General features: G+C 71.5%; 21 protein-coding genes. 19 read left to right on the forward strand and 2 right to left on the reverse strand.

The window, feature by feature from the left end; genetic code table 11:
• Positions 1-289 precede the first annotated feature (289 nt).
• The 6 genes from ruvX to aroB are packed head-to-tail and all read left to right on the forward strand — an operon-like array spanning position 290 to position 5,535.
• Positions 290-763: a Holliday junction resolvase RuvX gene (ruvX, locus tag ACQPXD_RS10220; protein WP_432837085.1), complete on the forward strand. Its 474-nt coding sequence runs from the start codon at positions 290-292 to the stop codon at positions 761-763.
• Between the two features lie 21 nt (positions 764-784).
• The gene (mltG, locus tag ACQPXD_RS10225; RefSeq protein WP_432837087.1) at positions 785-1,978 is read left to right on the forward strand and encodes an endolytic transglycosylase MltG; all 1,194 of its coding nucleotides are present in this window, start codon (positions 785-787) and stop codon (positions 1,976-1,978) included.
• 2 nt (positions 1,979-1,980) lie between these two features.
• Positions 1,981-2,772, forward strand: coding sequence for a shikimate dehydrogenase (locus tag ACQPXD_RS10230; protein WP_432837089.1), 792 nt, complete (start codon positions 1,981-1,983; stop codon positions 2,770-2,772).
• Between the two features lie 29 nt (positions 2,773-2,801).
• Entirely contained in the window at positions 2,802-3,980 is a 1,179-nt protein-coding gene (aroC, locus tag ACQPXD_RS10235) for a chorismate synthase (protein ID WP_432837091.1), read from the forward strand.
• Positions 3,977-4,474 carry a shikimate kinase gene (locus tag ACQPXD_RS10240; RefSeq protein WP_432837093.1) on the forward strand — a complete coding sequence of 166 codons (498 nt, stop codon included), beginning with the start codon at positions 3,977-3,979 and terminating at the stop codon, positions 4,472-4,474. Before aroC ends, ACQPXD_RS10240 begins: the two co-directional genes overlap by 4 nt.
• Positions 4,471-5,535, forward strand: a complete 1,065-nt coding sequence (aroB, locus tag ACQPXD_RS10245; protein WP_432837095.1) for a 3-dehydroquinate synthase — start codon at positions 4,471-4,473, stop codon at positions 5,533-5,535. The genes ACQPXD_RS10240 and aroB overlap by 4 nt, the downstream gene beginning before the upstream one ends.
• A 504-nt stretch (positions 5,536-6,039) precedes the next feature.
• Here the strand turns inward: aroB and mptB are convergent.
• Entirely contained in the window at positions 6,040-7,389 is a 1,350-nt protein-coding gene (gene mptB / locus ACQPXD_RS10250) for a polyprenol phosphomannose-dependent alpha 1,6 mannosyltransferase MptB (RefSeq protein ID WP_432837097.1), read from the reverse strand.
• Positions 7,390-7,592: 203 nt separating this feature from the next.
• Between mptB and efp the strand changes: the two genes are divergently transcribed.
• A complete protein-coding gene (gene efp / locus ACQPXD_RS10255) occupies positions 7,593-8,150 on the forward strand; it encodes an elongation factor P (RefSeq protein ID WP_432837099.1) in 558 nt (185 codons plus the stop codon).
• A gap of 56 nt (positions 8,151-8,206) precedes the next feature.
• Positions 8,207-8,614: a transcription antitermination factor NusB gene (nusB, locus tag ACQPXD_RS10260; protein ID WP_432843775.1), complete on the forward strand. Its 408-nt coding sequence runs from the start codon at positions 8,207-8,209 to the stop codon at positions 8,612-8,614.
• Positions 8,615-8,790: 176 nt separating this feature from the next.
• Here the strand turns inward: nusB and bldD are convergent, their stop codons facing one another.
• A complete protein-coding gene (bldD, locus tag ACQPXD_RS10265; RefSeq protein ID WP_432837101.1) occupies positions 8,791-9,279 on the reverse strand; it encodes a transcriptional regulator BldD in 489 nt (162 codons plus the stop codon).
• A 191-nt stretch (positions 9,280-9,470) separates the two neighbouring features.
• On the opposite strand from bldD, the gene pyrR reads away from it, so the two are divergent.
• The 11 genes from pyrR to metK all read left to right on the forward strand — a co-directional run bounded on the left by pyrR (position 9,471) and on the right by metK (position 21,902).
• Positions 9,471-10,040, forward strand: a complete 570-nt coding sequence (pyrR, locus tag ACQPXD_RS10270; RefSeq protein ID WP_432837103.1) for a bifunctional pyr operon transcriptional regulator/uracil phosphoribosyltransferase PyrR — start codon at positions 9,471-9,473, stop codon at positions 10,038-10,040.
• Complete coding sequence (locus ACQPXD_RS10275; RefSeq protein ID WP_432837105.1) at positions 10,037-10,951, forward strand: aspartate carbamoyltransferase catalytic subunit; 915 nt, start codon at positions 10,037-10,039, stop codon at positions 10,949-10,951. The genes pyrR and ACQPXD_RS10275 overlap by 4 nt, the downstream gene beginning before the upstream one ends.
• 49 nt (positions 10,952-11,000) lie before the next feature.
• Entirely contained in the window at positions 11,001-12,257 is a 1,257-nt protein-coding gene (locus ACQPXD_RS10280; protein ID WP_432837107.1) for a dihydroorotase, read from the forward strand.
• A complete protein-coding gene (carA, locus tag ACQPXD_RS10285) occupies positions 12,254-13,366 on the forward strand; it encodes a glutamine-hydrolyzing carbamoyl-phosphate synthase small subunit (protein WP_432837109.1) in 1,113 nt (370 codons plus the stop codon). Before ACQPXD_RS10280 ends, carA begins: the two co-directional genes overlap by 4 nt.
• The gene (gene carB, locus ACQPXD_RS10290; protein WP_432837111.1) at positions 13,359-16,667 is read left to right on the forward strand and encodes a carbamoyl-phosphate synthase large subunit; all 3,309 of its coding nucleotides are present in this window, start codon (positions 13,359-13,361) and stop codon (positions 16,665-16,667) included. The genes carA and carB overlap by 8 nt, the downstream gene beginning before the upstream one ends.
• Positions 16,664-17,662, forward strand: coding sequence for a quinone-dependent dihydroorotate dehydrogenase (locus tag ACQPXD_RS10295; protein ID WP_432837113.1), 999 nt, complete (start codon positions 16,664-16,666; stop codon positions 17,660-17,662). Before carB ends, ACQPXD_RS10295 begins: the two co-directional genes overlap by 4 nt.
• Before the next feature lie 32 nt (positions 17,663-17,694).
• On the forward strand, positions 17,695-18,501 hold the full coding sequence (gene pyrF / locus ACQPXD_RS10300; protein WP_432843777.1) for an orotidine-5'-phosphate decarboxylase: 807 nt from the start codon (positions 17,695-17,697) through the stop codon (positions 18,499-18,501).
• Positions 18,502-18,621: 120 nt separating this feature from the next.
• The gene (mihF, locus tag ACQPXD_RS10305; protein WP_190253177.1) at positions 18,622-18,942 is read left to right on the forward strand and encodes an integration host factor, actinobacterial type; all 321 of its coding nucleotides are present in this window, start codon (positions 18,622-18,624) and stop codon (positions 18,940-18,942) included.
• A 139-nt stretch (positions 18,943-19,081) separates the two neighbouring features.
• On the forward strand, positions 19,082-19,351 hold the full coding sequence (rpoZ, locus tag ACQPXD_RS10310) for a DNA-directed RNA polymerase subunit omega (protein WP_344616982.1): 270 nt from the start codon (positions 19,082-19,084) through the stop codon (positions 19,349-19,351).
• A 4-nt stretch (positions 19,352-19,355) separates the two neighbouring features.
• On the forward strand, positions 19,356-20,579 hold the full coding sequence (gene coaBC / locus ACQPXD_RS10315; RefSeq protein WP_432837116.1) for a bifunctional phosphopantothenoylcysteine decarboxylase/phosphopantothenate--cysteine ligase CoaBC: 1,224 nt from the start codon (positions 19,356-19,358) through the stop codon (positions 20,577-20,579).
• A 129-nt stretch (positions 20,580-20,708) separates the two neighbouring features.
• The gene (gene metK / locus ACQPXD_RS10320; RefSeq protein ID WP_432837118.1) at positions 20,709-21,902 is read left to right on the forward strand and encodes a methionine adenosyltransferase; all 1,194 of its coding nucleotides are present in this window, start codon (positions 20,709-20,711) and stop codon (positions 21,900-21,902) included.
• Positions 21,903-22,044: the final 142 nt, after the last annotated feature.

Below are 22,044 nucleotides of genomic sequence, written 5' to 3' on the forward strand. Positions count from 1 at the left end.
GGTTTTTCATGATCGTGGAGACATACGGTACCAATAGGTACATTCAAACTCCGCGATCATGAAAAACCCGGGGTGCGCACGGCCAGTCGGGCATGATCGCGGAGACTTCCGGTCGGCTGGAGCCGGCGAAACGCCCTCGCGGACCCGAGGGGCGGCCCGCGAAAAGCCCACAGAAATGGATATAAGGCCCGTCGGGGTATAAATCCGAAAAGTCCGGACATGAAGTGTCTGGACTTTTCGTGAGAGGCGCGGGCGACACGGGCGGGCGTCGAGCGGCTAGGGTGCGCGTGTGGGGCAGGTGCAGTGGGTGCGGGGAAGACGGCTCGGGGTCGACGTCGGGTCGGTCCGGGTCGGCGTCGCCGTGTGCGATCCGGACGGCATCCTCGCCAGCCCCGTGGCCACCCTCGCGCGCGACCAAACTACCGACAGTGACGCCACTCCATCCGACATGTCGGAAATCCTGCGGTACGTCCGTGAATATGAGGCAGTGGCGATCGTCGTCGGACTGCCGATCAACCTCGCCGGCAAAGAAGGCCCGGCGGCGGCTCTGATCAGGCAATATGCGGATCGGCTGGCGGCCGTGTCGGCGCCGGTGCCGGTCGTGCTGACAGACGAGAGGATGTCCACGGCGGCGGCAACACGTAGGCTGTCGGAGCGTGGCGTCCGAGGCAGGCGCCAGCGGGCGGTCATCGACCAGGTGGCCGCGGTGGAGATCCTGCAGGGTTGGCTCGACGCCAGACGGGCCGGAGCAGTGCACGGCTGAGCGCCAGGAGGCAGAGTGCAGATGGACGAGCTGGATCTGGCCTGGGAGGACGAGGACCGGCCGCGTCACCGGCGCCGCGCCTCCGGTCCTCCGGCCAGGAGCAGGAAGAAGAAGGGGCGCGGCGGAAAGACCTTCCTGGCACTCCTCATCAGCCTGCTGGTCGTCGGCGGCCTGGCGTATGGTGTCTACGCCGGCATCGATCGAATCCAGGGAATGTTCAGCGCCCCGGACTACAGCGGCGGAGGCACCGGCCAGGTCACGATCGAGGTGATCTCCGGGCAGCTCGCCGCCGACATCGCCGCGACGCTGCAGGAGAAGGACGTCGTCAAGAGCGCCAAGGCGTTCGTCGAGGCGGCCAAGAAGGACGAGCGCAGCAAGAAGCTGCAGCCCGGCTTCTACAGCCTGCACAAGCAGATGAAGGCGAGCGCCGCGCTGTCGCTGATGCTCGATCCGCGCAGCCGGCTGGTCAACAAGGTCACGCTCGCCGAGGGGCTGACGTACCAGGACACCTTCAAGAAGCTCGCCGAGGCCACGAAGCTGCCGTATGACGACTTCGAAAACGCCGCGAAGGACCCGAAGGCGCTCGGCGTCGGCGATGTCTGGTATGCGCGCCAGGACGGCAAGCAGCGCTCGCCCGGGATCGAGGGCTTCCTGTTCCCGGCGACCTACGACTTCCCGCCCAACCTCGACGCGACCGGGGTGCTGAAGATCATCGTGGCCCGGTTCAACGAGGAGATCGAGAAGATCGGGTTCATCGAGGCGGTGCAGAACAACTTGCACATATCGCCGTTCGAGGCGCTGGTGGCGTCGTCGATCGCACAGGTCGAGGGGCTCGACAAGGACCAGCCCGGGATCGTGCGGGTGCTGTACAACCGCGTCTACTCCGGCAAGTTCCCGTGCAACTGCCTGCAGGTGGACAGCACGGTCAACTACTACCTGCGGATCACCGGCAAGGGCGCCAAGCCCTCGACCGAGCTGCTGCAGTCCGAGCTGCACAACAAGAACGACCCGTACAACACCCACGACGTGGCCGGCTTGCCGATCGGGCCGATCAGCAACCCCGGCAGCAGCGCGCTGAGCGCGGCGATGAACCCGCCGAAGAGCGACTTCTACTACTTCCTCGCCATCGACACGGCGGGCAACACCGCCTACGCCAAGACCTACGCGGAGTTCCAGAAGCTGTGGGAACAGGCGCAGAAGAACGGCGTGAAGTAGGCATGCGCGCGGCGGTGCTCGGCAAGCCGGTGGGCCACTCGCGCTCACCGGCGATCCACAACGCCGGCTACGCCGCGGCCGGCCTCGCGGGGTGGGCGTACACCGCCATCGAATGCGGCGAGGACGAGCTCGCCGGGCTGGTCGGCGGGCTCGGCCCCGAGTGGGCCGGGCTGTCGCTGACCATGCCGCTCAAGGAGGTCGCGCTGAGCGCCGCCGCCCTCGTCGATCCGTTCGCGGCGGCGATCGGCGCGGCCAACACGCTGGTCCGCCGGCCGTATGGCTGGCACGCCTACAACACCGACGCGCCCGGCATGGTCCGGGCCCTGCTGGAGGCGGGCGTGAGCCGCATCCCGCGGCTGGCGCTGCTCGGCGCCGGCGGCACGGCCCGGGCGGCGATCGCGGCCGCGGCGAGCCTGGCCGCCGACGTCACCGTCTACACCCGCCGCCCGGAGGCGGCCGAGGAGCTGCGCCCGGTCGCGGAGGCGCTGGACGTGGCGCTGACCGCCGCGCCGTGGGAGGCCGCCGTGGAGGCCACCGCTGTGCCGGTGGTCATTTCGACGGTACCCAAGGGAGCCGCCGACCATCTCGCCGTCGCCGACTGGTCCGCCCGGCCGGTCGTGTTCGACGCCATCTACGACCCGTGGCCCACCCCGCTCGCCGCCGCCGCGTCCGCCGCCGGCTGCCCGATCGTGTCCGGCTTGGACCTGCTGCTGTGGCAGGCCGTCGACCAGTTCGAACTGTTCACCGGCGTCAAGGCGCCAGTGGGTGAGATGCGCGCGGCCCTGTCCGGCTGAGGGCGAGGCCGCGTGACAGACTTGCTGACGTGCTGCGCTGGTTGACCGCTGGAGAATCCCATGGCCCGGCGCTCGTCGCGATCCTCGAGGGCGTGCCCGCCGGGATCGAGCTGACGAGCGCGTCCGTGGCGGCCGAGCTGGCCCGCCGACGCCTCGGCTACGGCCGCGGCGCGCGGATGAGCTTCGAGCAGGACGTCGTGGAGTTCATCGGCGGCCTGCGGCACGGCCGGACGCTCGGCAGCCCCGTCGCCATCCGGGTCGCCAACAGCGAGTGGCCCAAGTGGGAGACCGTCATGGCGGCCGACCCGGTCGACCCGGAGGTGCTCGCCGCGCAGGCGCGCAACGCCCCGCTGACCCGCCCCCGGCCCGGCCACGCCGACCTCGCCGGCATGCAGAAGTACGGCCACACCGACGCCCGGCCGATCCTGGAGCGGGCCAGCGCGCGGGAGACCGCCGCCCGGGTCGCGGTCGGCAGCGTAGCCAAGGCACTGCTGCGCCAGGCGCTCGACGTCGAGATCGTCTCGCACGTGATCGAGCTCGGCTCGGTCGCCGCCAAGCCCGGGCTGCTGCCCCGCCCCGAGGACGCCGAGCGCATCGACGCCGACCCGCTGCGCTGCCTCGACCCGGACGCGAGCGCCCGGATGGTCGAGGAGGTCGACGCGGCCAAGCGGGACGCCGACACGCTCGGCGGGATCGTCGAGGTCCTGGCGTACGGCGTGCCACCCGGCCTCGGCAGCCACGTCCAGTGGGACCGCAAGCTCGACGCCCGGCTCGCCACCGCGCTCATGTCGATCCAGGCGATCAAGGGCGTGGAGATCGGCGACGCGTTCACCCAGGCCCGCTCCCGCGGCTCGGTCGCCCACGACGAGATCATCAACACCCCCGACGGCGTGCGCCGGATCACCGACCGGGCCGGCGGCCTGGAGGGCGGCATGACCACCGGCGAGCCGCTGCGCGTGCGGGCCGCGATGAAGCCGATCTCGTCGCTCAACCGGGCCCTGCAGACCGTCGACGTGACCACCGGCGAGCCGGCGACCGCGATCAACCAGCGCTCCGACGTCTGCGCCGTGCCGGCCGCGGCCGTGGTCGCCGAGGCGATGGTGGCGCTGGTCCTCGCCGAGGCGGCGCTGGAGAAGTTCGGCGGCGACTCCATCCCCGAGATCCGTCGCAATGTCACGGGGTACCTAGAAAATCTGGTGATCCGATGAGTCCCCGGGCGGTGCTCGTCGGCGCGCCCGGCGCCGGCAAGACGACGGTCGGCGAACTGCTCGCGGCCCGGCTCGGCGTGGCCTTCCGCGACGTGGACGCCGACATCGAGGCCGCGGCCGGCAAGCCGATCCCGGAGATCTTCTTCGACGAGGGCGAGGATCACTTCCGGGCCCTGGAGCGGGCGGCGATCGCGACCGCGCTGCGGGAGTTCGACGGGGTGCTGGCCCTGGGCGGCGGCGCGATCCTGGCCGAGGAGACCCGCAAGGCCCTGGTCGGTCAGCCGGTGGTGTACCTCTCCGTCGAGTTCGCCGACGCGGTGTCCCGGGTCGGCCTGGGCGCCGGCCGGCCGCTGCTCGCCCTGAATCCGCGCGCCACCCTCAAGCACCTGCTCGACCAGCGCCGCCCGCTGTACGAGGAGGTCGCGACGGTCACCGTGGTGACGGACGGCCGCACGCCGGAGGAGATCGCCGACTATCTGGCCGGTGAACTATGAAATATGTCGATGTAGACGGATATGCCGTACAAATCGGTCAGCATGCTTCCGATGGCGTCGCCGACCTGGTCAAAGGCGCCAACCAGGTCGCGGTGATCTTCGCCGGCCCGGTGCGCGCACACGCCGAGCGCGTCGAGGCGCGGCTCACCGCGGCCGGCGCCAAGGTGCTGCCGATCGAGGTGCCCGACGCCGAGGCCGGCAAGGACATCGAGGTCGCCGCCCGCTGCTGGGACACCCTCGGCGAGGCCGCGTTCACCCGCTCCGACGCCGTCGTCGGCGTCGGCGGCGGCGCCGTCACCGACCTGGCCGGCTTCGTCGCCGCGTGCTGGCTGCGCGGCGTGCGCCTGGTGACCGTGCCGACCAGCCTGCTCGGCATGGTCGACGCCGCCGTCGGCGGCAAGACCGGCGTCAACACCAGCGCCGGCAAGAACCTGGTCGGCGCCTTCTACCCGCCCGCCGGCGTGCTGTGCGATCTGGACGCCCTCGAAACGCTCCCTGCCGACGACCTGCTGGCCGGGATGGCCGAGGTGGTCAAGTGCGGCTTCATCGCCGACCCGGCGATCCTCGACCTCATCGAGGCCGACCCGGCCGCCGCCCTCGAGCCCGGCGGCCCGGCGCTCGCCGAGCTGGTCGAGCGCTCGGTCGCGGTCAAGGCGCGGGTGGTCTCCGCCGACCTGCGCGAGAGCGGCCTGCGCGAGATCCTCAACTACGGCCACACCCTCGGCCACGCGATCGAGCGCCGCGAGCGGTACCACTGGAAGCACGGCCACGCCGTGAGCGTCGGCCTGATCTACGCCGCCGCCCTCGGCCGCCTCTCCGGCCGCCTCGCGCCCGAGGTCGCCGCCCGGCACCGCACCGTGCTGGAGCGCCTCGGCCTCCCGGTGTCGTATCCGGCCGACGCCTGGCCCGACCTCCACGCCGCGATGCGGGTCGACAAGAAGGCCCGCGGCTCGATGCTGCGCTTCGTCGTGCTCGACGACCTCGCCGTCCCCGGCACCCTGGACGGCCCGCCCGACGAACTCCTGGAGTCCGCCTACAGGGAGCTCGCCACCGACCGCTGACGTCGGCCCGCCAGGCGACCGGCCACGGCCGCCGCAGGCTGGGCGCCGACGACCACCGGCGGCGCACCGCGGTCATCGCGCCGCCCCGCGGTCGGCATGGCGGGCCGGACATAAGTCTCCGTGATCATGATGCTCGCGGTGGCCGTTCCGCGGGTTTTTCATGATCCAGGAGACTTGTGGTACACGGGTGTACATCAGCACTCCGTGATCATGAAAAACCGTTGGTGTCAGTGCCAGTTGCGCATGATCACGGAGACTTCCGGTCGCTGCGCCGCGCTTCGCGGCACGCAGCGCCCGAAATGTGGGACCTGATCGCCGACCGTGCCCCGTCAATGGGCGCGTTTGGGTCGCCCCGGCCGGACACCGCCGCCCCGGGCGGGCATGGCGACCGGCGGCGGGCCCACAGCGTGCGCGGCTGGCGGCGGGCCCCACGGCGGGCGGGGCTGGCGGCGGCCTCACGGCGCGGGGCTGATGGCGGGCGGGCCCCGCGGCGGGCCGGGCGGGTCAGTACGTCGCGGCGGCGAGGGCCGGGACCGGCGGGCGCAGCCGCAGGTAGAGCACCCCGGCGACGGTGCCGACCGAGGCGGCGACCACCGCCTGCGGGTAGCCGGGCGCGCCGGTCGGGAGCAGGAACAACGCGAGCCCCACCGAGCCCCACACGGCGGCCTGCGGCACCCGGCGCAGGCCGGCCGCGAGCGGTACGAAGGCCCACAGCAGGTACCACGGATGCACCACCGGGCCGAGCACGATGATCGACGCCAGCGCCAGGCCCAGCCCGGCGACCGGGTTCGGTGCCCGCAGCAGCGCCCAGCCGGCGAGCAGGAAGCCGGCCACGGCCGCGACGGTGCGGATCACCTGCATCGGGCCGGGCCAGCCGACCGCCGCCAGCAGCATCCCCAGGTCGGTGCTGAAGGACAGGCCGTTGCGGACCGACGTCGGGGTGCGCATCCCGGAGATCCAGCCCGTGCCCAGGCCCGAGGCCAGCTGCAAGCCGGCGAACGAGACGCCGCCGGCCACGATGATGCGGACCCAGGCCCACGCGCGCGGGCTCAGTATCAGGATCGCGACCAGGGCGAGTGCGGCCGGGGCCTTGATCAGTGCGGCGGCGCTGATGAGCACGGCGCCGAGGGCGGGATGGCGGCGTACCGCCGCGTAGATCCCAGCGGTCATCAGGCCGATCATCAGCGCGTCGTTGTGCATGCCGGCCACCAGGTGCAGCAGCAGCAGCGGGTTCAGGGCGCCGAACCACAGCGCCCGCTGGACCGGGACGCCGAAGCGGGTGGCGATGGCCGGCAGGCACAGGACCACCAGGGCCACGCCGGCCAGCGCGATCAGCCGGAACGCCCAGACGCCGAACACCACGTTCTGGCCGGTCAGGTTGACCACCGCGGCCGCGCCGCGCAGGAACAGCGGGCCGTAGGGGGCCGGCGTGTTCTGCCAGATCGCGGGCACGTCGTCGGCGAAGCGGCCGCCGAGCATCGCGGGGCCGAACTTGTAGGCGTCGATGCCCTCGTGGACCATCGCGCCCTGGGCGAGGTAGCTGTACACATCCTGGCTGAACATCGGCGGCAGGAGCACCAGCGGCGCGGTCCAGCACAGCAGGGTGCGGACGAGGTCGGCCGGGCGCTGCTCGTCGAGCGTCCCGCGCAGGCGCAGCCAGGCGCCGCACAGCAGGGCCAGCCCGACGTAGGTGCCGGCGATCGACACCAGCGGGTACGAGCGCAGCTCACGGATCAGGGGCCAGTGCTCGAACGGGTCGCTTTTGGGAAGCGCTCCGACCGCCAGGCCACACAGCGCGATCGCGACGGATCCGGCGAAGCCCAGGGTACGGTTGAGGAGGTCTGGTCTTCCCACCCCGGCACGCTGGCAGAGCTAGGTGTATGGAAGGTTAACGATCGGTGAACTGGGCCCTCCTTGTCCGGTACACTGTTTCGGGCCGTTTCCGCTCGCCCGGTACACTTCACCGGGCCTTTTTCCGCATCGGCTGCTCGCGAGCCGTTGGGGACCTTCAATCTTCCCGGTCTGCGGGCCGGCAGCGACGAAAGTGACGTCACCAGATGGCAACCACGAACGACCTGAAGAACGGCCTGGTGCTCAATCTCGACGGCGACCTGTGGACCGTCGTGGAGTTCCAGCATGTCAAGCCGGGCAAGGGCGGCGCGTTCGTGCGGACCACCCTCAAGAACGTGCTCTCCGGCAAGGTGGTCGACCGCACGTTCAACGCCGGCACCAAGGTCGACACCGCCACCGTCGACAAGCGCACGATGCAGTATCTGTACGCCGACGGCGAGGACTTCGTGTTCATGGACCTGGACACGTATGACCAGATCACCGTCCCCGGCGGCACCGTCGGCGAGGCGAGCAAGTTCCTGCTCCCCGAGGCCGGGGTGACCGTGGCCACCCACGAGGGCGCCCCGCTCTACGTCGAGCTGCCGACCTCGGTCATCGTCGAGGTCACCTACACCGAGCCGGGCCTGCAGGGCGACCGCTCCACCGGCGGCACCAAGCCGGCCACGGTGGAGACCGGCGCCACGGTCAACGTGCCGCTGTTCATCTCGACCGGCGAGAAGATCAAGGTCGACACCCGCGACAGCCGATACCTGGGCCGGGCGTGAGCAGTAATACGAACTGGAACTCGGGCTCCTTTCTGGGCGGTGACGTCACCGCCCAGATGACGGCCCGGCGCAAGGCGCGCAAGCGGGCGCTCGACGTGCTCTACCAGGCCGACCTGCGCCGCGAGCCGCGGGCGACGGTGCTGGCCGCCTACGTGGCCAACCTGGAGGAGCCGCGGCCGAGCTACCTGCCCTACACGGTCCAACTCGTGGAGGGCGTGGAGAGCCACGCGGCGCGCATCGACGAGCTGCTGTCGAGCTATGCCGAGGGCTGGACGCTGGAGCGGATGCCGGTGGTGGACCGCAACCTCGCCCGCATCGCCGTCTACGAGCTGCTGTACAACGACGAGGTCGACAACCCGGTGGCGATCACCGAGGCGGTCGAGCTCGCCGAGACGCTGTCCACGGACGACTCGCCGCGCTTCCTCAACGGCATCCTGGGCCGCATCGCCGACTACGCCACCTGACCTTTTTCCGGGCTCGGGCCCGCGTCACCTGCGGACCGTTCCTCCCGCGAGACAACGGGCCTGGCCTGCCCTGAACGGGCGGCCAGGCCCTGCCAGGTGCGCGGTGCCAAGAACAAAAAACGCGGCAAAGGGCCGCACCCGGACCGGCCCCGGGTGCGGCCCTTTGCCGCCGTAGATCAGCTCTGGAACAGGCTGCGCGGGTCGGTGACCAGCACACCGTGCTCGTTGAGGCGCTCGACCAGGCCCGACGGCGAAGCGTCGTAGACGATCGCCAGGGCGCGCAGGTCGTCGGCGCGGATCGACAGCACGCGGCCGTTGTAGTCGCCCCGCTGCTGCTGGATGGCCCGGGCGTAGCGGGCGACGTAGGCGAGGTCCTCGGCGCCGGCGTCGTAGAGGCGCTCCAGGTCGAGGACGATCTTGTTGGTGGGCTCGTGGCGCACGCCGCTGCCGTCGGGCAGCAGCTCGGCGACGGGCACTCGGTAGAACTCGGCCAGCTCCGCCAGGCGAGAGACGGTGACGGCACGGTCGCCACGCTCATACGACCCGACGACGACGGCCTTCCAACGCCCTGCCGACTTCTCCTCGACACCCTGCAGAGACAGCCCCTGCTGCTGTCGGATGGAGCGCAGGCGAGCACCAAGAGACTTGGCGTACTCAGACGGCATACGGACACTCCCAGTCACTGGCCTGGGGGGTTCCCCCAGCGATCGCTACGGAGCGTGACCGTAACTGGCTCGCGACGCGTGGTCAAGTGGTCGAGACCCTTCCGTTGCCCTGGTCAGGACGGTTGTTAGGGTAGTCGGAGTTCGGCGTCCTTTAACAACCCGTCCGGTGAGGCGGGGAAGGAGGTCAGGTCTTGTCGTCTCCGACAACCGGCACTGAGCTGGGAAAAACCATCCTAACGGCGACCGATGTCGCCCGGGTGGTTGACCGGATTGCCCACCAGATTCTGGAAAAGACGTCCGGCGCGGCCGAAACGGTGCTGCTCGGCATACCTACACGTGGCGTTCCGCTGGCTCGCCGCCTAGCCGCCCGGATCGCGGCCTTCGAGGGTTTTGACGTTCCGGTAGGTGTGTTGGATATCACGCTCTATCGGGACGATCTGCGCCTGCAGGCCACCCGTGCCGTTGGTCACACGGAGATACCGCCGGGCGGCATCGACGGCCGCCGGGTGATCCTCGTCGACGACGTGCTCTTCTCCGGCCGCACCGTGCGGGCCGCGCTCGACGCGCTCAAGGACCTCGGCCGGCCGCGCGCCGTCCAGCTGGCCGTCCTCGTCGACCGCGGCCACCGCGAGCTGCCGATCCGCGCCGACTACGTCGGCAAGAACGTCCCGACCTCGATGCAGGAGAGCGTGCGGGTGCTGACCGCCGAGATCGACGGCGAGGACGCCGTCGTGATCAGGAGCAGGGGGAACCGGTCATGATCAAGCATCTGCTCAGCGCCGCCGACCTCGACGCGCCCACCGCCACGCTGGTGCTGGACACGGCCGAGGAGATGGCGAGCCTGGCCGCGCGTGAGGTGAAGAAGCTGCCCACGCTGCGCGGGCGCACGGTGGTGAACCTGTTCTACGAGGACTCCACCCGGACCCGGATCTCGTTCGAGGCGGCGGCCAAGCGGCTCAGCGCCGATGTGATCAACTTCTCGGCCAAGGGCTCCAGCGTCTCCAAGGGCGAGAGCCTCAAGGACACCGCGCTGACCCTGCAGGCGATGGGCGCCGACGCCGTCGTGGTGCGCCACCCGGCCAGCGGCGCGCCGCACCGGCTGGCCAACTGGGTCGAGGGCAGCGTGGTCAACGCCGGCGACGGCACGCACGAGCACCCGACCCAGGCCCTGCTCGACGCCTACACCATGCGCAGCCGGCTGCACCGCCTCGCCGGCCTGCGGGTCACCATCGTCGGCGACGTGCTGCACTCCCGGGTCGCCCGCTCCAACGTGCAGCTGCTGCACACGCTGGGCGCCAAGGTGACGCTGGTCGCGCCGCCGACCCTGCTGCCGGTGGGCGTCGCCGCGTGGCCGGCCGCGACCTGCTACGACCTCGACGCCGTGGTGCCGGACTCCGATGTCGTCATGATGCTGCGGGTGCAGCGGGAGCGCATGAACCAGGCGTACTTCCCCTCCGAGCGCGAGTACTCCCGCCGCTACGGCCTCGACGTCCCCCGCATGCGCCGCCTGCCGGAGCACGCGATCGTCATGCACCCGGGCCCGATGAACCGCGGCATGGAGATCTCGCCCGACGTCGCCGACTCGGCCCGCTCCACGATCGTCGAACAGGTCGCCAACGGCGTCTCCGTGCGCATGGCGGTTCTCTACCTGCTGCTTGGTGGCAAGTCGTGAGCGAGGAGCGAGCTTGCGAGCCCCGCAGTCCACGACCAGGAGGAACAGCATGAAGATCTCGGGCACCAGCGTGGGGGAGATCACCGTCGAGGACGGGGTGATCGTCGCCATCGACCCGGTTAAACCGGGGCCGCTGATCGCGCTGCCCGGCCTGGTCGACCTGCACACGCACCTGCGCGAGCCGGGCCGCGAGGACGCCGAGACCGTCGAGTCCGGCTCCCGGGCCGCGGCCCTGGGCGGCTACACCGCCGTCTGCGCGATGGCCAACACCTCGCCGGTCGCCGACACCGCCGGCGTGGTCGAGCAGGTCTGGCGGCTCGGCCGCGAGGCCGGGCTGGTCGACGTGCAGCCCGTCGGCGCGGTCACCGTCGGCCTGGGCGGCGAGCAGCTGGCCGAGCTCGGCGCGATGGCCGACTCGGCCGCCCGGGTGCGGGTCTTCTCCGACGACGGGCACTGCGTGGCCGACCCGCGGCTCATGCGCCGCGCGCTGGAGTACGTCAAGGCCTTCGACGGGGTGATCGCCCAGCACGCCGAGGAGCCACGGCTGACCACCGGCGCACAGATGAACGAGGGCGAGGTCGCGGCCCGGCTCGGGCTGACCGGCTGGCCGGCCGTGGCCGAGGAGGCGATCATCGCCCGCGACGTGCTGCTCGCCGGGCACGTCGGCGCCCGCCTGCACATCTGCCACGTCTCCACCGCGGGCAGCGTCGAGCTGATCCGCTGGGCCAAGTCCAAGGGCTGGCGGGTCACCGCCGAGGTCACCCCGCACCACCTGCTGCTCACCGAGGAGCGCGCCACCCGGTACGACCCGGTCTTCAAGGTCAACCCGCCGCTGCGCACCGAGGCCGACGTGCTCGCGCTGCGCGAGGGCCTGCTCGACGGCACGATCGACTGCGTGGCCACCGACCACGCCCCGCACAGCGTCGAGGACAAGGAGTGCGAGTGGGAGGGCGCCCGGCCCGGCATGCTGGGGCTGGAGACGGCGCTCGCGATCGTGATCCAGACCATGGGCCCGCGCTGGGACCGCATCGCCGAGTGGATGTCGGCCGCCCCGGCCCGCATCGCCGGGCTGTCCGGCGGCGGGTCTGGACAAGGCGGCGGGTCCGGACAAGGCGGCGGCCTCGCGGTGGGGCAGCCGGCCAACATCGCGATCCTCGACCCGGGCGTGCGCTGGACCGTCGACCCGACGGCGCTGGCCAGCCGCTCCCGCAACACCCCCTACGCCGGAATGGAACTGCGCGGCCGCATCGAGGCGACCTACCTGCGCGGGGAGCCGACGGTGCTCAACGGAAAGGCGACACGGTGAGGCGCAGCGAGGCCCTGCTCGTCCTGGAGGACGGGCGCACCTTCCGGGGCGAGGCGTTCGGCGCGGCCGGCGAGACGTTCGGCGAGGCCGTCTTCAACACCGGTATGACCGGTTACCAGGAGACGCTGACCGACCCGTCGTACCACCGCCAGGTCGTCGTGCAGACCGCGCCCCAGATCGGCAACACCGGCGTCAACGGCGAGGACGACGAGTCGGGCCGGATCTGGGTCGCCGGGTACGTGGTGCGCGACCCCTCCCGGTCGTACTCGAACTGGCGGGCCTCCGGCGGACTGCAGGAGCGGCTGGCCGAGGAGGGCGTGGTCGGCATCAGCGGCATCGACACCCGCGCGCTGACCCGGCACCTGCGGGAGCGGGGCGCCATGCGGGTGGGGGTGTCCAGCGTCGACGACGACCGCGACGGGCTGCTGAGCCGGGTCCGCGAGCAGCCGCAGATGCTCGGCGCCGATCTGTCCGCCGAGGTCACCACGCCCGAGCGGTACACGGTGCCGGCCCAGGGCGAGCACCGCCTGACGGTCGCCGCGATCGACCTCGGCATCAAGCGCAACGTCCCGCGCCGGCTCGCCGCCCGCGGCGTCACCACCCACGTGCTGCCGGCCTCGGCGACCCTGGCCGACATCCGGGCGGTCGGCGCCGACGCGGTGTTCTTCTCGCCGGGCCCGGGCGACCCGGCCACGGCCGACAAGCCGGTCGCGCTGGCCCGGGCGGTCATGACCGAGCGGATCCCGCTGTTCGGCATCTGCTTCGGCAGCCAGATCCTCGGCCGGGCGCTGGGCTTCGGCACGTACAAGCTCGGCTACGGCCACCGCGGCATCAACCAGCCCGTCCTCGACCGGACCACCGGCAAGGTCGAGGTGACCAGCCACAACCACGGCTTCGCCGTCGACGCCCCGCTGCAGGGCCGGGCGGACACCGACTTCGGCGCCGTCGAGGTGAGCCACGTCTGCCTCAACGACGACGTCGTCGAGGGGCTGCGCTGCCTGGACGTGCCGGCCTTCACCGTGCAGTACCACCCGGAGGCGGCAGCGGGGCCGCACGACGCGGATTACCTGTTCGACCGATTCGCGGAGCTGATGCAGAGCCATGCCTAAGCGCACCGACCTCCGGCACGTCCTCGTCATCGGCTCCGGCCCGATCGTCATCGGCCAGGCGTGCGAGTTCGACTACTCCGGCACCCAGGCCTGCCGCGTGCTGCGCGCCGAGGGCCTGCGGGTCAGCCTGGTCAACAGCAACCCGGCGACGATCATGACCGACCCCGAGTTCGCCGACGCCACCTACGTCGAGCCGATCACCCCGGAGTTCGTCGAGCAGGTCATCGCCCGCGAGCGGCCCGACGCGCTGCTGGCCACGCTGGGCGGGCAGACCGCGCTGAACACCGCCGTGGCGCTGCACGAGGCCGGGGTGCTGGACAAGTACGGCGTCGAGCTGATCGGCGCGGACATCGAGGCGATCCGCCGCGGCGAGGACCGGCAGCTGTTCAAGGACATCGTGGCCCGGGCCGGCGGCGAGACGCCCCGCTCGCGGGTCTGCCACTCCATGGACGAGGTGCACGAGACCGTCGCCGAGCTCGGCCTGCCGGTCGTGATCCGGCCCTCGTTCACCATGGGCGGGCTCGGCTCCGGCATGGCGCACACCGCCACCGACCTCGACCGGCTGGCCGGCGGCGGGCTGGCCGCCTCCCCGGTGCACGAGGTGCTCATCGAGGAGAGCGTGCTCGGCTGGAAGGAGTTCGAGCTCGAGCTCATGCGCGACAAGCACGACAACGTCGTGGTCGTGTGCTCGATCGAGAACGTCGACGCGATGGGCGTGCACACCGGCGACTCGGTGACCGTGGCGCCGGCGATGACCCTCACCGACGTGGAGTACCAGCGGCTGCGCGACCTCGGCATCGCGGTGCTGCGCGAGGTCGGGGTCGACACCGGCGGCTGCAACATCCAGTTCGCGGTCAACCCGGCCACCGGCCGCCTCGTCGTCATCGAGATGAACCCGCGGGTGTCGCGCTCCAGCGCCCTCGCGAGCAAGGCGACCGGCTTCCCGATCGCCAAGATCGCCGCGAAGCTGGCCATCGGCTACACCCTCGACGAGATCCCCAACGACATCACCCTCAAGACGCCGGCCGCCTTCGAGCCGTCGCTGGACTACGTGGTGGTGAAGATCCCGCGCTTCGCCTTCGAGAAGTTCCCCGGCGCCGACCCGGAGCTGACCACCACGATGAAGTCCGTCGGCGAGGCGATGTCGCTCGGCCGCACCTTCGCCGAGGCGCTGGGCAAGGCCATGCGCTCGCTGGAGACGAAAGCCGCGGGATTCTGGACGGTACCCGATAAATCCGATAAATCAGTGCTATCAGACCTCAGCACGCCGCACGACGGGCGGCTCTACACCGCGGAGCTGGCGTTGCGCCAGGGGCACACGGTCGACGAGGTGGCCGAGGCGTCCGGCTTCGACCCGTGGTTCGTCGACCAGCTCGCCGCCCTGGTGGAGCTGCGCGCCGAGATCGTCGACGCGGCCGTGCTCGACGCGCCGCTGCTGCGCCGGGCCAAGCGGGCCGGCCTCTCCGACCGGCAGGTCGCGGCGCTACGGCCCGAGTTCGCCGGCGAGGACGGGGTGCGCAGCCTGCGCCACCGCCTCGGGCTGCGGCCGGTGTACAAGACCGTGGACACGTGCGCCGCGGAGTTCGCCGCCGGCACGCCGTACCACTACAGCACCTACGAGGACGAGACCGAGGTCACGCCGTCGGCCCAGCCGAAGGTGATCATCCTGGGCTCCGGGCCGAACCGCATCGGCCAGGGCATCGAGTTCGACTACTCGTGCGTGCACGCGGTCATGGCGCTGCGTGACAAGGGCTTCGAGACCGTCATGATCAACTGCAACCCGGAGACCGTCTCGACCGACTACGACACCGCCGACCGGCTCTACTTCGAGCCGCTGACCTTCGAGGACGTGCTCGAGGTCGTGCACGCCGAGGACACCTCCGGGCGGGCCGCCGGCGGCCCCGGCGTCGTCGGCGTGATCGTGCAGCTGGGCGGGCAGACGCCGCTGGGCCTGGCCGAGCGCCTGGCGCGGGCCGGGGTGCCGATCGTGGGCACCTCGCCGGCCGCCATCGACCTGGCCGAGGACCGCGGGCGCTTCGGCGCGCTGCTGGCCGAGGCCGGGCTGCGCGCGCCCGAGCACGGCACCGCGACCGCGTTCGCGGAGGCCAAGCGGATCGCCGACGCGATCGGCTACCCGGTGCTGGTGCGCCCGTCCTACGTGCTCGGCGGCCGCGGCATGGAGATCGTCTACGACGAGCCGACGCTGCGCGACTACATCGGCCGGGCCACCGAGATCTCCCCGGAGCACCCGGTGCTCGTCGACCGGTTCCTCGACGACGCCATCGAGATCGACGTCGACGCGCTGTGCGACGCCACCGGCGAGGTGTACCTCGGCGGCGTCATGGAACACATCGAGGAGGCCGGCGTCCACTCCGGGGACTCCTCCTGCGCGCTGCCGCCGATCACGCTCGCCGCGGTCCACCTCGCGGAGGTGCGCCGCTACACGGCCGCCATCGCCCGGGGGGTCGGGGTGCGCGGGCTGCTCAACGTGCAGTACGCGCTCAAGGACGACGTGCTCTACGTGCTGGAGGCCAACCCGCGGGCGTCGCGCACCGTCCCGTTCGTTTCGAAGGCGACGGCGGTACCGCTGGCCAAGGCGGCCGCCCGCATCGCGCTCGGCGCCACCGTCGCCGAGCTGCGCGACGAGGGCCTGCTCCCGCCCACCGGCGACGGCGGCACACTGCCCGAGCACGCGCCGATCGCGGTCAAGGAGGCGGTACTGCCCTTCAAGCGCTTCCGTACCACCGAGGGCAAGGGCGTGGACAACCTGCTCGGCCCGGAGATGAAGTCCACCGGCGAGGTGATGGGCATCGACCCGTCCTTCGGCCACGCCTTCGCCAAGTCGCAGGCGGCCGCCTACGGCTCCCTGCCCACCGCCGGCACCGTGCTCGTCACCGTCGCCAACCGGGACAAGCGCGGGATCGTCTTCCCGGTCAAGCGCCTGGCCGATCTCGGCTTCGCGATCGTGGCCACGGCCGGCACCGGCGAGGTCCTGCGCCGCTACGGCGTGGCCTGCGAGATCGTGCCCAAACACTTCGCCGAGCCCGGCGTCGGCGCCCGCAACGCGGTGTCGCTCATCGCCGCCGGCGAGGTCGACCTGGTCATCAACACGCCGCAGGGCTCCAGCGGCCGCCAGGACGGCTACGAGATCCGCAGCGCGGCGGTGGTCAGCGACATCCCGTGCATCACCACGCTGCCGGGCGCCGCGGCCGCCGTGATGGGCATCGAGGCGCTGATCCGCGGCGAGATGTCGGTGCGGCCGCTGCAGGAGCTGCACGCCGCCTTGCGGGAGGCCAGATGACCCTTTACGAGCGGGCGCTGCGCCCGGTGCTGTTCCGGCTCGGCGGCGGCGACGCCGAGACCGCGCACGAGCGCACCCTGCGCTGGCTGGCGCGGCTGCCCGCGGCCCGGCGGCCGTTCAGCCCGCCCGGCGCCCGCCGCACGGTGTTCGGCGTCGACTTCCCCAACCCGGTGGGCCTGGCCGCCGGGATGGACAAGGACGGCCGGGCGCTGCGCGCGTGGCCGCGGCTGGGCTTCGGCTTCGTCGAGGTCGGCACCGTGACCCGGCACGCCCAGCCCGGCAACGACCGGCCCCGGCTGTTCCGCCTGCCGGCGGCCGGGGCGATCGTCAACCGGATGGGCTTCAACAACGCCGGCGCCGCCGCGCTCGCGGCCCGGCTGCGCGCCCTGGGGCCGCTGCCCGTGCCGCTGGGCATCAGCCTGGGCAAGTCGAAGGTGACCCCGCTGACCGGCGCGGTGCAGGACTATGTGGCGAGCTTCCGGCTGCTGTACGGCCTGGGCTCCTACTTCGCCGTCAACGTCAGCTCGCCGAACACGCCCGGCCTGCGCGAGCTGCAGGACCGGGCGCACCTGTCGGCGCTGCTGGGCGCACTGCGGGCCGAGGCGCTGGCCCTGGGCGGCCCGGTGCCGGTCCTGGTCAAGGTGGCCCCGGACCTCACCGACACCGCGCTGGGCGAACTGCTCGACGTGTGCCTGGGGTTCGGCGTGGCCGGGCTCATCGCCACCAACACGACCGTGGAGCGGCCGGGGGTGTCGACCGCCGAGGCCGGGGGCCTGTCCGGGCGGCCGCTCGCCCCGCGGGCGCTGGAGGTCGTGCGGTTCGTGGCCAAGGAGAGCGGGCTGCCGGTCATCGGCGTGGGCGGGATCACCCGGCCCGAGGACGCCCAGCGGATGCTCGAGGCCGGCGCCGCGCTGGTCCAGCTCTACACCGGCTTCATCTACCACGGTCCCCGGCTCGTCCAGGGTGCCGTCGCTGCGACGAGGAGCATGCCGTGACCGAACCCTTCGGGGCCCGCCTGCGGGCCGCCATGGACGCCCAGGGGCCGCTGTGCGTGGGGATCGACCCCCACCCCTCCCTGTTGCTCTCCTGGGGCCTCTCCGACGATGTCAAGGGCCTGGAAGCGTTCAGTCGGACGGCGGGGGAGGCCCTGGCCGGACGGGTCGCGGCGGTCAAGCCCCAGTCTGCCTTTTTTGAGCGTTTCGGCTCCAGAGGCATAGCCGTCCTTGAGTCGGTTATCCGACAGTTGCGCGAGGCGGGAACCCTGGTGATCCTCGACGTCAAACGGGGTGACATCGGCTCCACGGCGGCCGCCTATGCCGATGCCTACGTGGATCCGGCCTCACCGCTGTGCTCCGACGCGGTCACCGTCAGCCCATACCTCGGCTTCGGCGCGCTGCGCCCGATCATCGACAAAGCCCAGCGCCACGGCCTCGGCGCGTTCGTGTTGGCGCTCACTTCCAATCCCGAAGGCGCCGCCGTCCAGCGGGCCATCGCGGCCGGCGGGCGCACCGTCGCGCAGACCATCATCGACGAGATTTCGCAGGTCAACGCGGGTGTGGAGCCCCTGGGGGACGTCGGCGTGGTGATCGGCGCGACGGTCGGGCCGACCGGGCACGAGCTGACGCATCTCAATGGACCGATCCTCGCGCCGGGGCTCGGCGCGCAGGGCGGGCGAGCCGAGGACCTCCGCGCCGTGTTCGGCGACGCCCTGGGCGACGTACTCCCTTCGTGGTCGCGCGAAGTCCTCGCCGCGGGCCCCGATCCGGCGGCCCTGCGTGCCGCGGTGGAGCGAGCCCGCGATTCCTGTGCGTCCGCAATTGCGGTCACTGCGTGATCATCGAATCTTCACAAGGCGTCGATCTTGTCTTCCGACGTTGCCGAAATGGCTTCTGAACCGCTAGTTTTCCCCGCGCTAGACCATCAACACTTTTTTCAAGGGACCTGAGGAGACCTGGTGCCGCTCCCGTCACTGAGCCCGGAACAGCGCGCGGCCGCTTTGGAAAAGGCGGCTGAGATCCGCAAGGCTCGCGCTGAGCTGAAGGAGCAACTCAAGCAGGGCAAGACGACGCTTGCTGCCGTGATCGACCGTGCGGAGTCCGACGATGTCGTCGGAAAGCTGAAGGTCTCGGCCGTGCTGCAGGCGATGCCTGGCATCGGCAAGATCCGGGCAACGCAGATCATGGAGAAGCTGAAGATCGCCGAGAGCCGTCGCCTGCGCGGCCTGGGCGACCAGCAGCGCAAGGCCCTGCTCGGGGAGTTCGCCGGCGGCAAGTGACCCCGCCGGCGGTCCCCCCGGACCGGTGCAACGACTCGACGCGCCCGGACCTCGGTCCGGGCGCGTCGGCGTTGTCCCAGCTCTGGTAAGGTTGTCAGGTTCGTGAGCTGTCAATTGCGAGAGTTTTGAGGTTGTATCCGTGGCCGGAACCGTGGCAGACCCGCAGGGGATCACCAACCCGCCGATCGACGAGCTGCTGGAAAAGACGACGTCGAAGTATGCCTTGGTGATTTTCGCGGCGAAGCGTGCCCGCCAGGTCAATGCCTACTACAGCCAGCTGGGCGAGGGGCTCCTCGAATACGTGGGCCCGCTCGTGGAGACCACGCCGCAGGAGAAGCCGCTCTCCATCGCCCTGCGCGAGATCAACAGCGGGCTGCTGACCGCCGAGCGTATCGAAGAGACGCCCTGATCCGATGACCGATCGCCACGCCGGGGCGCGGCCCCGGGTCGTTCTCGGCGTGGCCGGTGGCATCGCCGCCTACAAGGCCTGCGAGCTGCTGCGACTGCTGACCGAGTCCGGTCACCTGGTGCGGGTCGTGCCCACCGCCGCGGCGCTCACCTTCGTCGGCGAGGCCACCTGGGCCGCGCTCTCCGGCCAGCCGGTCAGCACCGACGTCTGGACCGGCGCCCACGAGGTGCCGCACGTCCGCCTCGGCCGCGAGGCCGAGCTGGTGGTGGTCGCGCCGGCCACCGCCGACCTGCTCGCCAAGGCCGCCACGGGCCTCGCCGACGACCTGCTCACGAACACGCTGCTGACCGCGCGCTGCCCGGTGCTCTTCGCCCCGGCGATGCACACCGAGATGTGGGAGCACCCGGCCACCCGGGCCAACGTCGCCACCCTCCGCGCCCGCGGCGCCGTGGTCCTGGAGCCCGCCGTCGGGCGGCTCACCGGCGCCGACACCGGCAAGGGCCGGCTGCCCGAGCCCGCCGAGATCTTCGCCGCCGCCACCCGCCTGCTGCGCCGCGGCCCGGTCGCGCCCGACCTGGTGGGGCGGCACGTGGTGGTCACCGCCGGCGGCACGCGCGAGCCCATCGATCCGGTGCGGTTCATCGGCAACCGGTCCTCGGGCAAGCAGGGGTATGCCATCGCCCGCGCCGCCGTCGCCCGCGGCGCCCGGGTCACCCTCATCGCCGCCAACGTCGCCCTGCCCGACCCGGCCGGCGCCGACGTGGTGCGGGTGGAGACGACCGAGCAGCTGCGGCAGGCCGTCACGGCCGCCGCGAAGGTGGCCGACGTGGTGGTCATGGCCGCCGCTCCCGCGGATTTCCGGCCGGCCGCGTTCGCGGAGAGCAAGATTAAGAAGGTGGACGGCGCGGCGCCCACGCTCGAGCTGGTCACCAACCCGGACATCGCCGCCGAGCTCGGCGCGGCCAAGGCTGAAGGCCAGGTGCTGGTCGCGTTCGCCGCCGAGACCGCCGAGCTCGACCGCGCCGAGGCGGCCGGGCACGAGAAGCTGCTGCGCAAGCGGGCCGACCTGATCGTCGTCAACCAGGTCGGGCTGGACAAGACGTTCGGCGCCGAGCGCAACCAGGCCGTGATCCTGGCCGCAGACGGCGGCCGGGAGGCCTTGCCCGAGCTGTCCAAAGACGACCTTGCTGATAGGATTTGGGATCGAGTGGCCGACCGTTTTGCCTGATCCTGGGCCGCGTTCGGGGCTAGTGTGCTGCACAACTCTTGAGGCGCTCTGGACCGTCGCCCGGACGTCAGGCCGTACACTTCTGGCCTAACTTTCCCTTGTCCACCGCCGTGACCCAGAGGAGCACCATTGGCCCGCCGCCTGTTCACGTCAGAGTCGGTCACCGAAGGCCACCCCGACAAGATCGCCGATCAGATCAGTGACGGCGTTCTCGATGCGCTGCTCTCCCAGGACGCGCGCAGCCGGGTGGCGGTCGAGACGCTCATCACGACCGGCCAGGTCCACGTCGCCGGCGAGGTGACCACAACCGCGTATGCCGACATCGCCAAGATCGTCCGCGAGACGATCCTCGGCATCGGGTACGACTCCTCCAAGAAGGGATTCGACGGCGCTTCCTGCGGCGTGAGCGTGTCGATCGGCTCCCAGTCACCCGACATCGCGCAGGGCGTCGACTCGGCCATCGAGGCCCGGGAGGGCGTCGGCGGCGACGCGCTCGACCTGCAGGGCGCCGGCGACCAGGGCATGATGTTCGGCTTCGCGTGCAGCGAGACGCCCGAGCTGATGCCGCTGCCGATCGCGCTGGCCCACCGCCTGGCCCGGCGCCTGTCGGCGGTGCGCAAGGACGGCACCATCCCCTACCTGCGCCCGGACGGCAAGACGCAGGTCACCATCGAGTACGACGGGCTGCGCCCGGTGCGCCTGCACACCGTGGTGGTGTCCAGCCAGCACGCGCCGGACATCTCCCTCGATTCGCTGCTCACCCCCGACGTGCGCGAGCACGTCATCGCCCCCGAACTCGACGGCCTCGGCCTGGACACCGAGGGCTATCGCCTGCTCGTCAACCCGACCGGCCGCTTCGAGATCGGCGGCCCGATGGGCGACGCCGGCCTGACCGGCCGCAAGATCATCGTCGACACCTACGGCGGCTACGCCCGCCACGGCGGCGGCGCCTTCTCCGGCAAGGACCCGTCCAAGGTCGACCGCTCCGCGGCGTATGCGATGCGCTGGGTGGCCAAGAACGTCGTGGCCGCCGGCCTGGCCGAGCGCTGCGAGGCCCAGGTCGCCTACGCGATCGGCAAGGCCCACCCGGTCTCGCTGTTCGTGGAGACCTTCGGCACCGAGACCGTGCCGGTCGAGCGCATCGAGAAGGCCATCGGCGAGGTCTTCGACCTGCGCCCGGCCGCGATCATCCGCGACCTCGACCTGCTCAAGCCGGTCTACCAGCAGACGGCCGCCTACGGCCACTTCGGCCGCGAGCTACCCGGCTTCACCTGGGAGCAGACCTCCCGCACGGCCGAGCTGAAGTCCGCCGCCGGCGCCTGACGTTCCCGCCCACCCACCCGCCGACGTTGGCCGATCAGCCCGGATCCCGGATTGATCGGCCGACGCCATTGTCTGAGCCCGCACGCAATCGACCAGAGCCTATTGAGCCGGCACTCTTCGCGGAGTCCGAGTTGCAACCGCG

The sequence above is a fragment of the Dactylosporangium sp. CA-092794 genome, from assembly GCF_050948465.1.
Taxonomy (GTDB): Bacteria; Actinomycetota; Actinomycetes; order Mycobacteriales; family Micromonosporaceae; genus Dactylosporangium.

Bases quoted from the DNA above. Each gene is read 5' to 3' on its own strand.
- mltG (WP_432837087.1), top strand. From the start codon at position 785: ATGGACGAGCTGGATCTGGCCTGGGAGGACGAGGACCGGCCGCGTCAC.
- ACQPXD_RS10230 (WP_432837089.1), top strand. From the start codon at position 1,981: ATGCGCGCGGCGGTGCTCGGCAAGCCGGTGGGCCACTCGCGCTCACCG.
- ACQPXD_RS10240 (WP_432837093.1), top strand. From the start codon at position 3,977: ATGAGTCCCCGGGCGGTGCTCGTCGGCGCGCCCGGCGCCGGCAAGACG.
- aroB (WP_432837095.1), top strand. From the start codon at position 4,471: ATGAAATATGTCGATGTAGACGGATATGCCGTACAAATCGGTCAGCAT.
- efp (WP_432837099.1), top strand. From the start codon at position 7,593: ATGGCAACCACGAACGACCTGAAGAACGGCCTGGTGCTCAATCTCGAC.
- nusB (WP_432843775.1), top strand. From the start codon at position 8,207: ATGACGGCCCGGCGCAAGGCGCGCAAGCGGGCGCTCGACGTGCTCTAC.
- bldD (WP_432837101.1), bottom strand. From the start codon at position 9,279: ATGCCGTCTGAGTACGCCAAGTCTCTTGGTGCTCGCCTGCGCTCCATC.
- ACQPXD_RS10275 (WP_432837105.1), top strand. From the start codon at position 10,037: ATGATCAAGCATCTGCTCAGCGCCGCCGACCTCGACGCGCCCACCGCC.
- ACQPXD_RS10280 (WP_432837107.1), top strand. From the start codon at position 11,001: ATGAAGATCTCGGGCACCAGCGTGGGGGAGATCACCGTCGAGGACGGG.
- carB (WP_432837111.1), top strand. From the start codon at position 13,359: ATGCCTAAGCGCACCGACCTCCGGCACGTCCTCGTCATCGGCTCCGGC.
- ACQPXD_RS10295 (WP_432837113.1), top strand. From the start codon at position 16,664: ATGACCCTTTACGAGCGGGCGCTGCGCCCGGTGCTGTTCCGGCTCGGC.
- pyrF (WP_432843777.1), top strand. From the start codon at position 17,695: ATGGACGCCCAGGGGCCGCTGTGCGTGGGGATCGACCCCCACCCCTCC.
- coaBC (WP_432837116.1), top strand. From the start codon at position 19,356: ATGACCGATCGCCACGCCGGGGCGCGGCCCCGGGTCGTTCTCGGCGTG.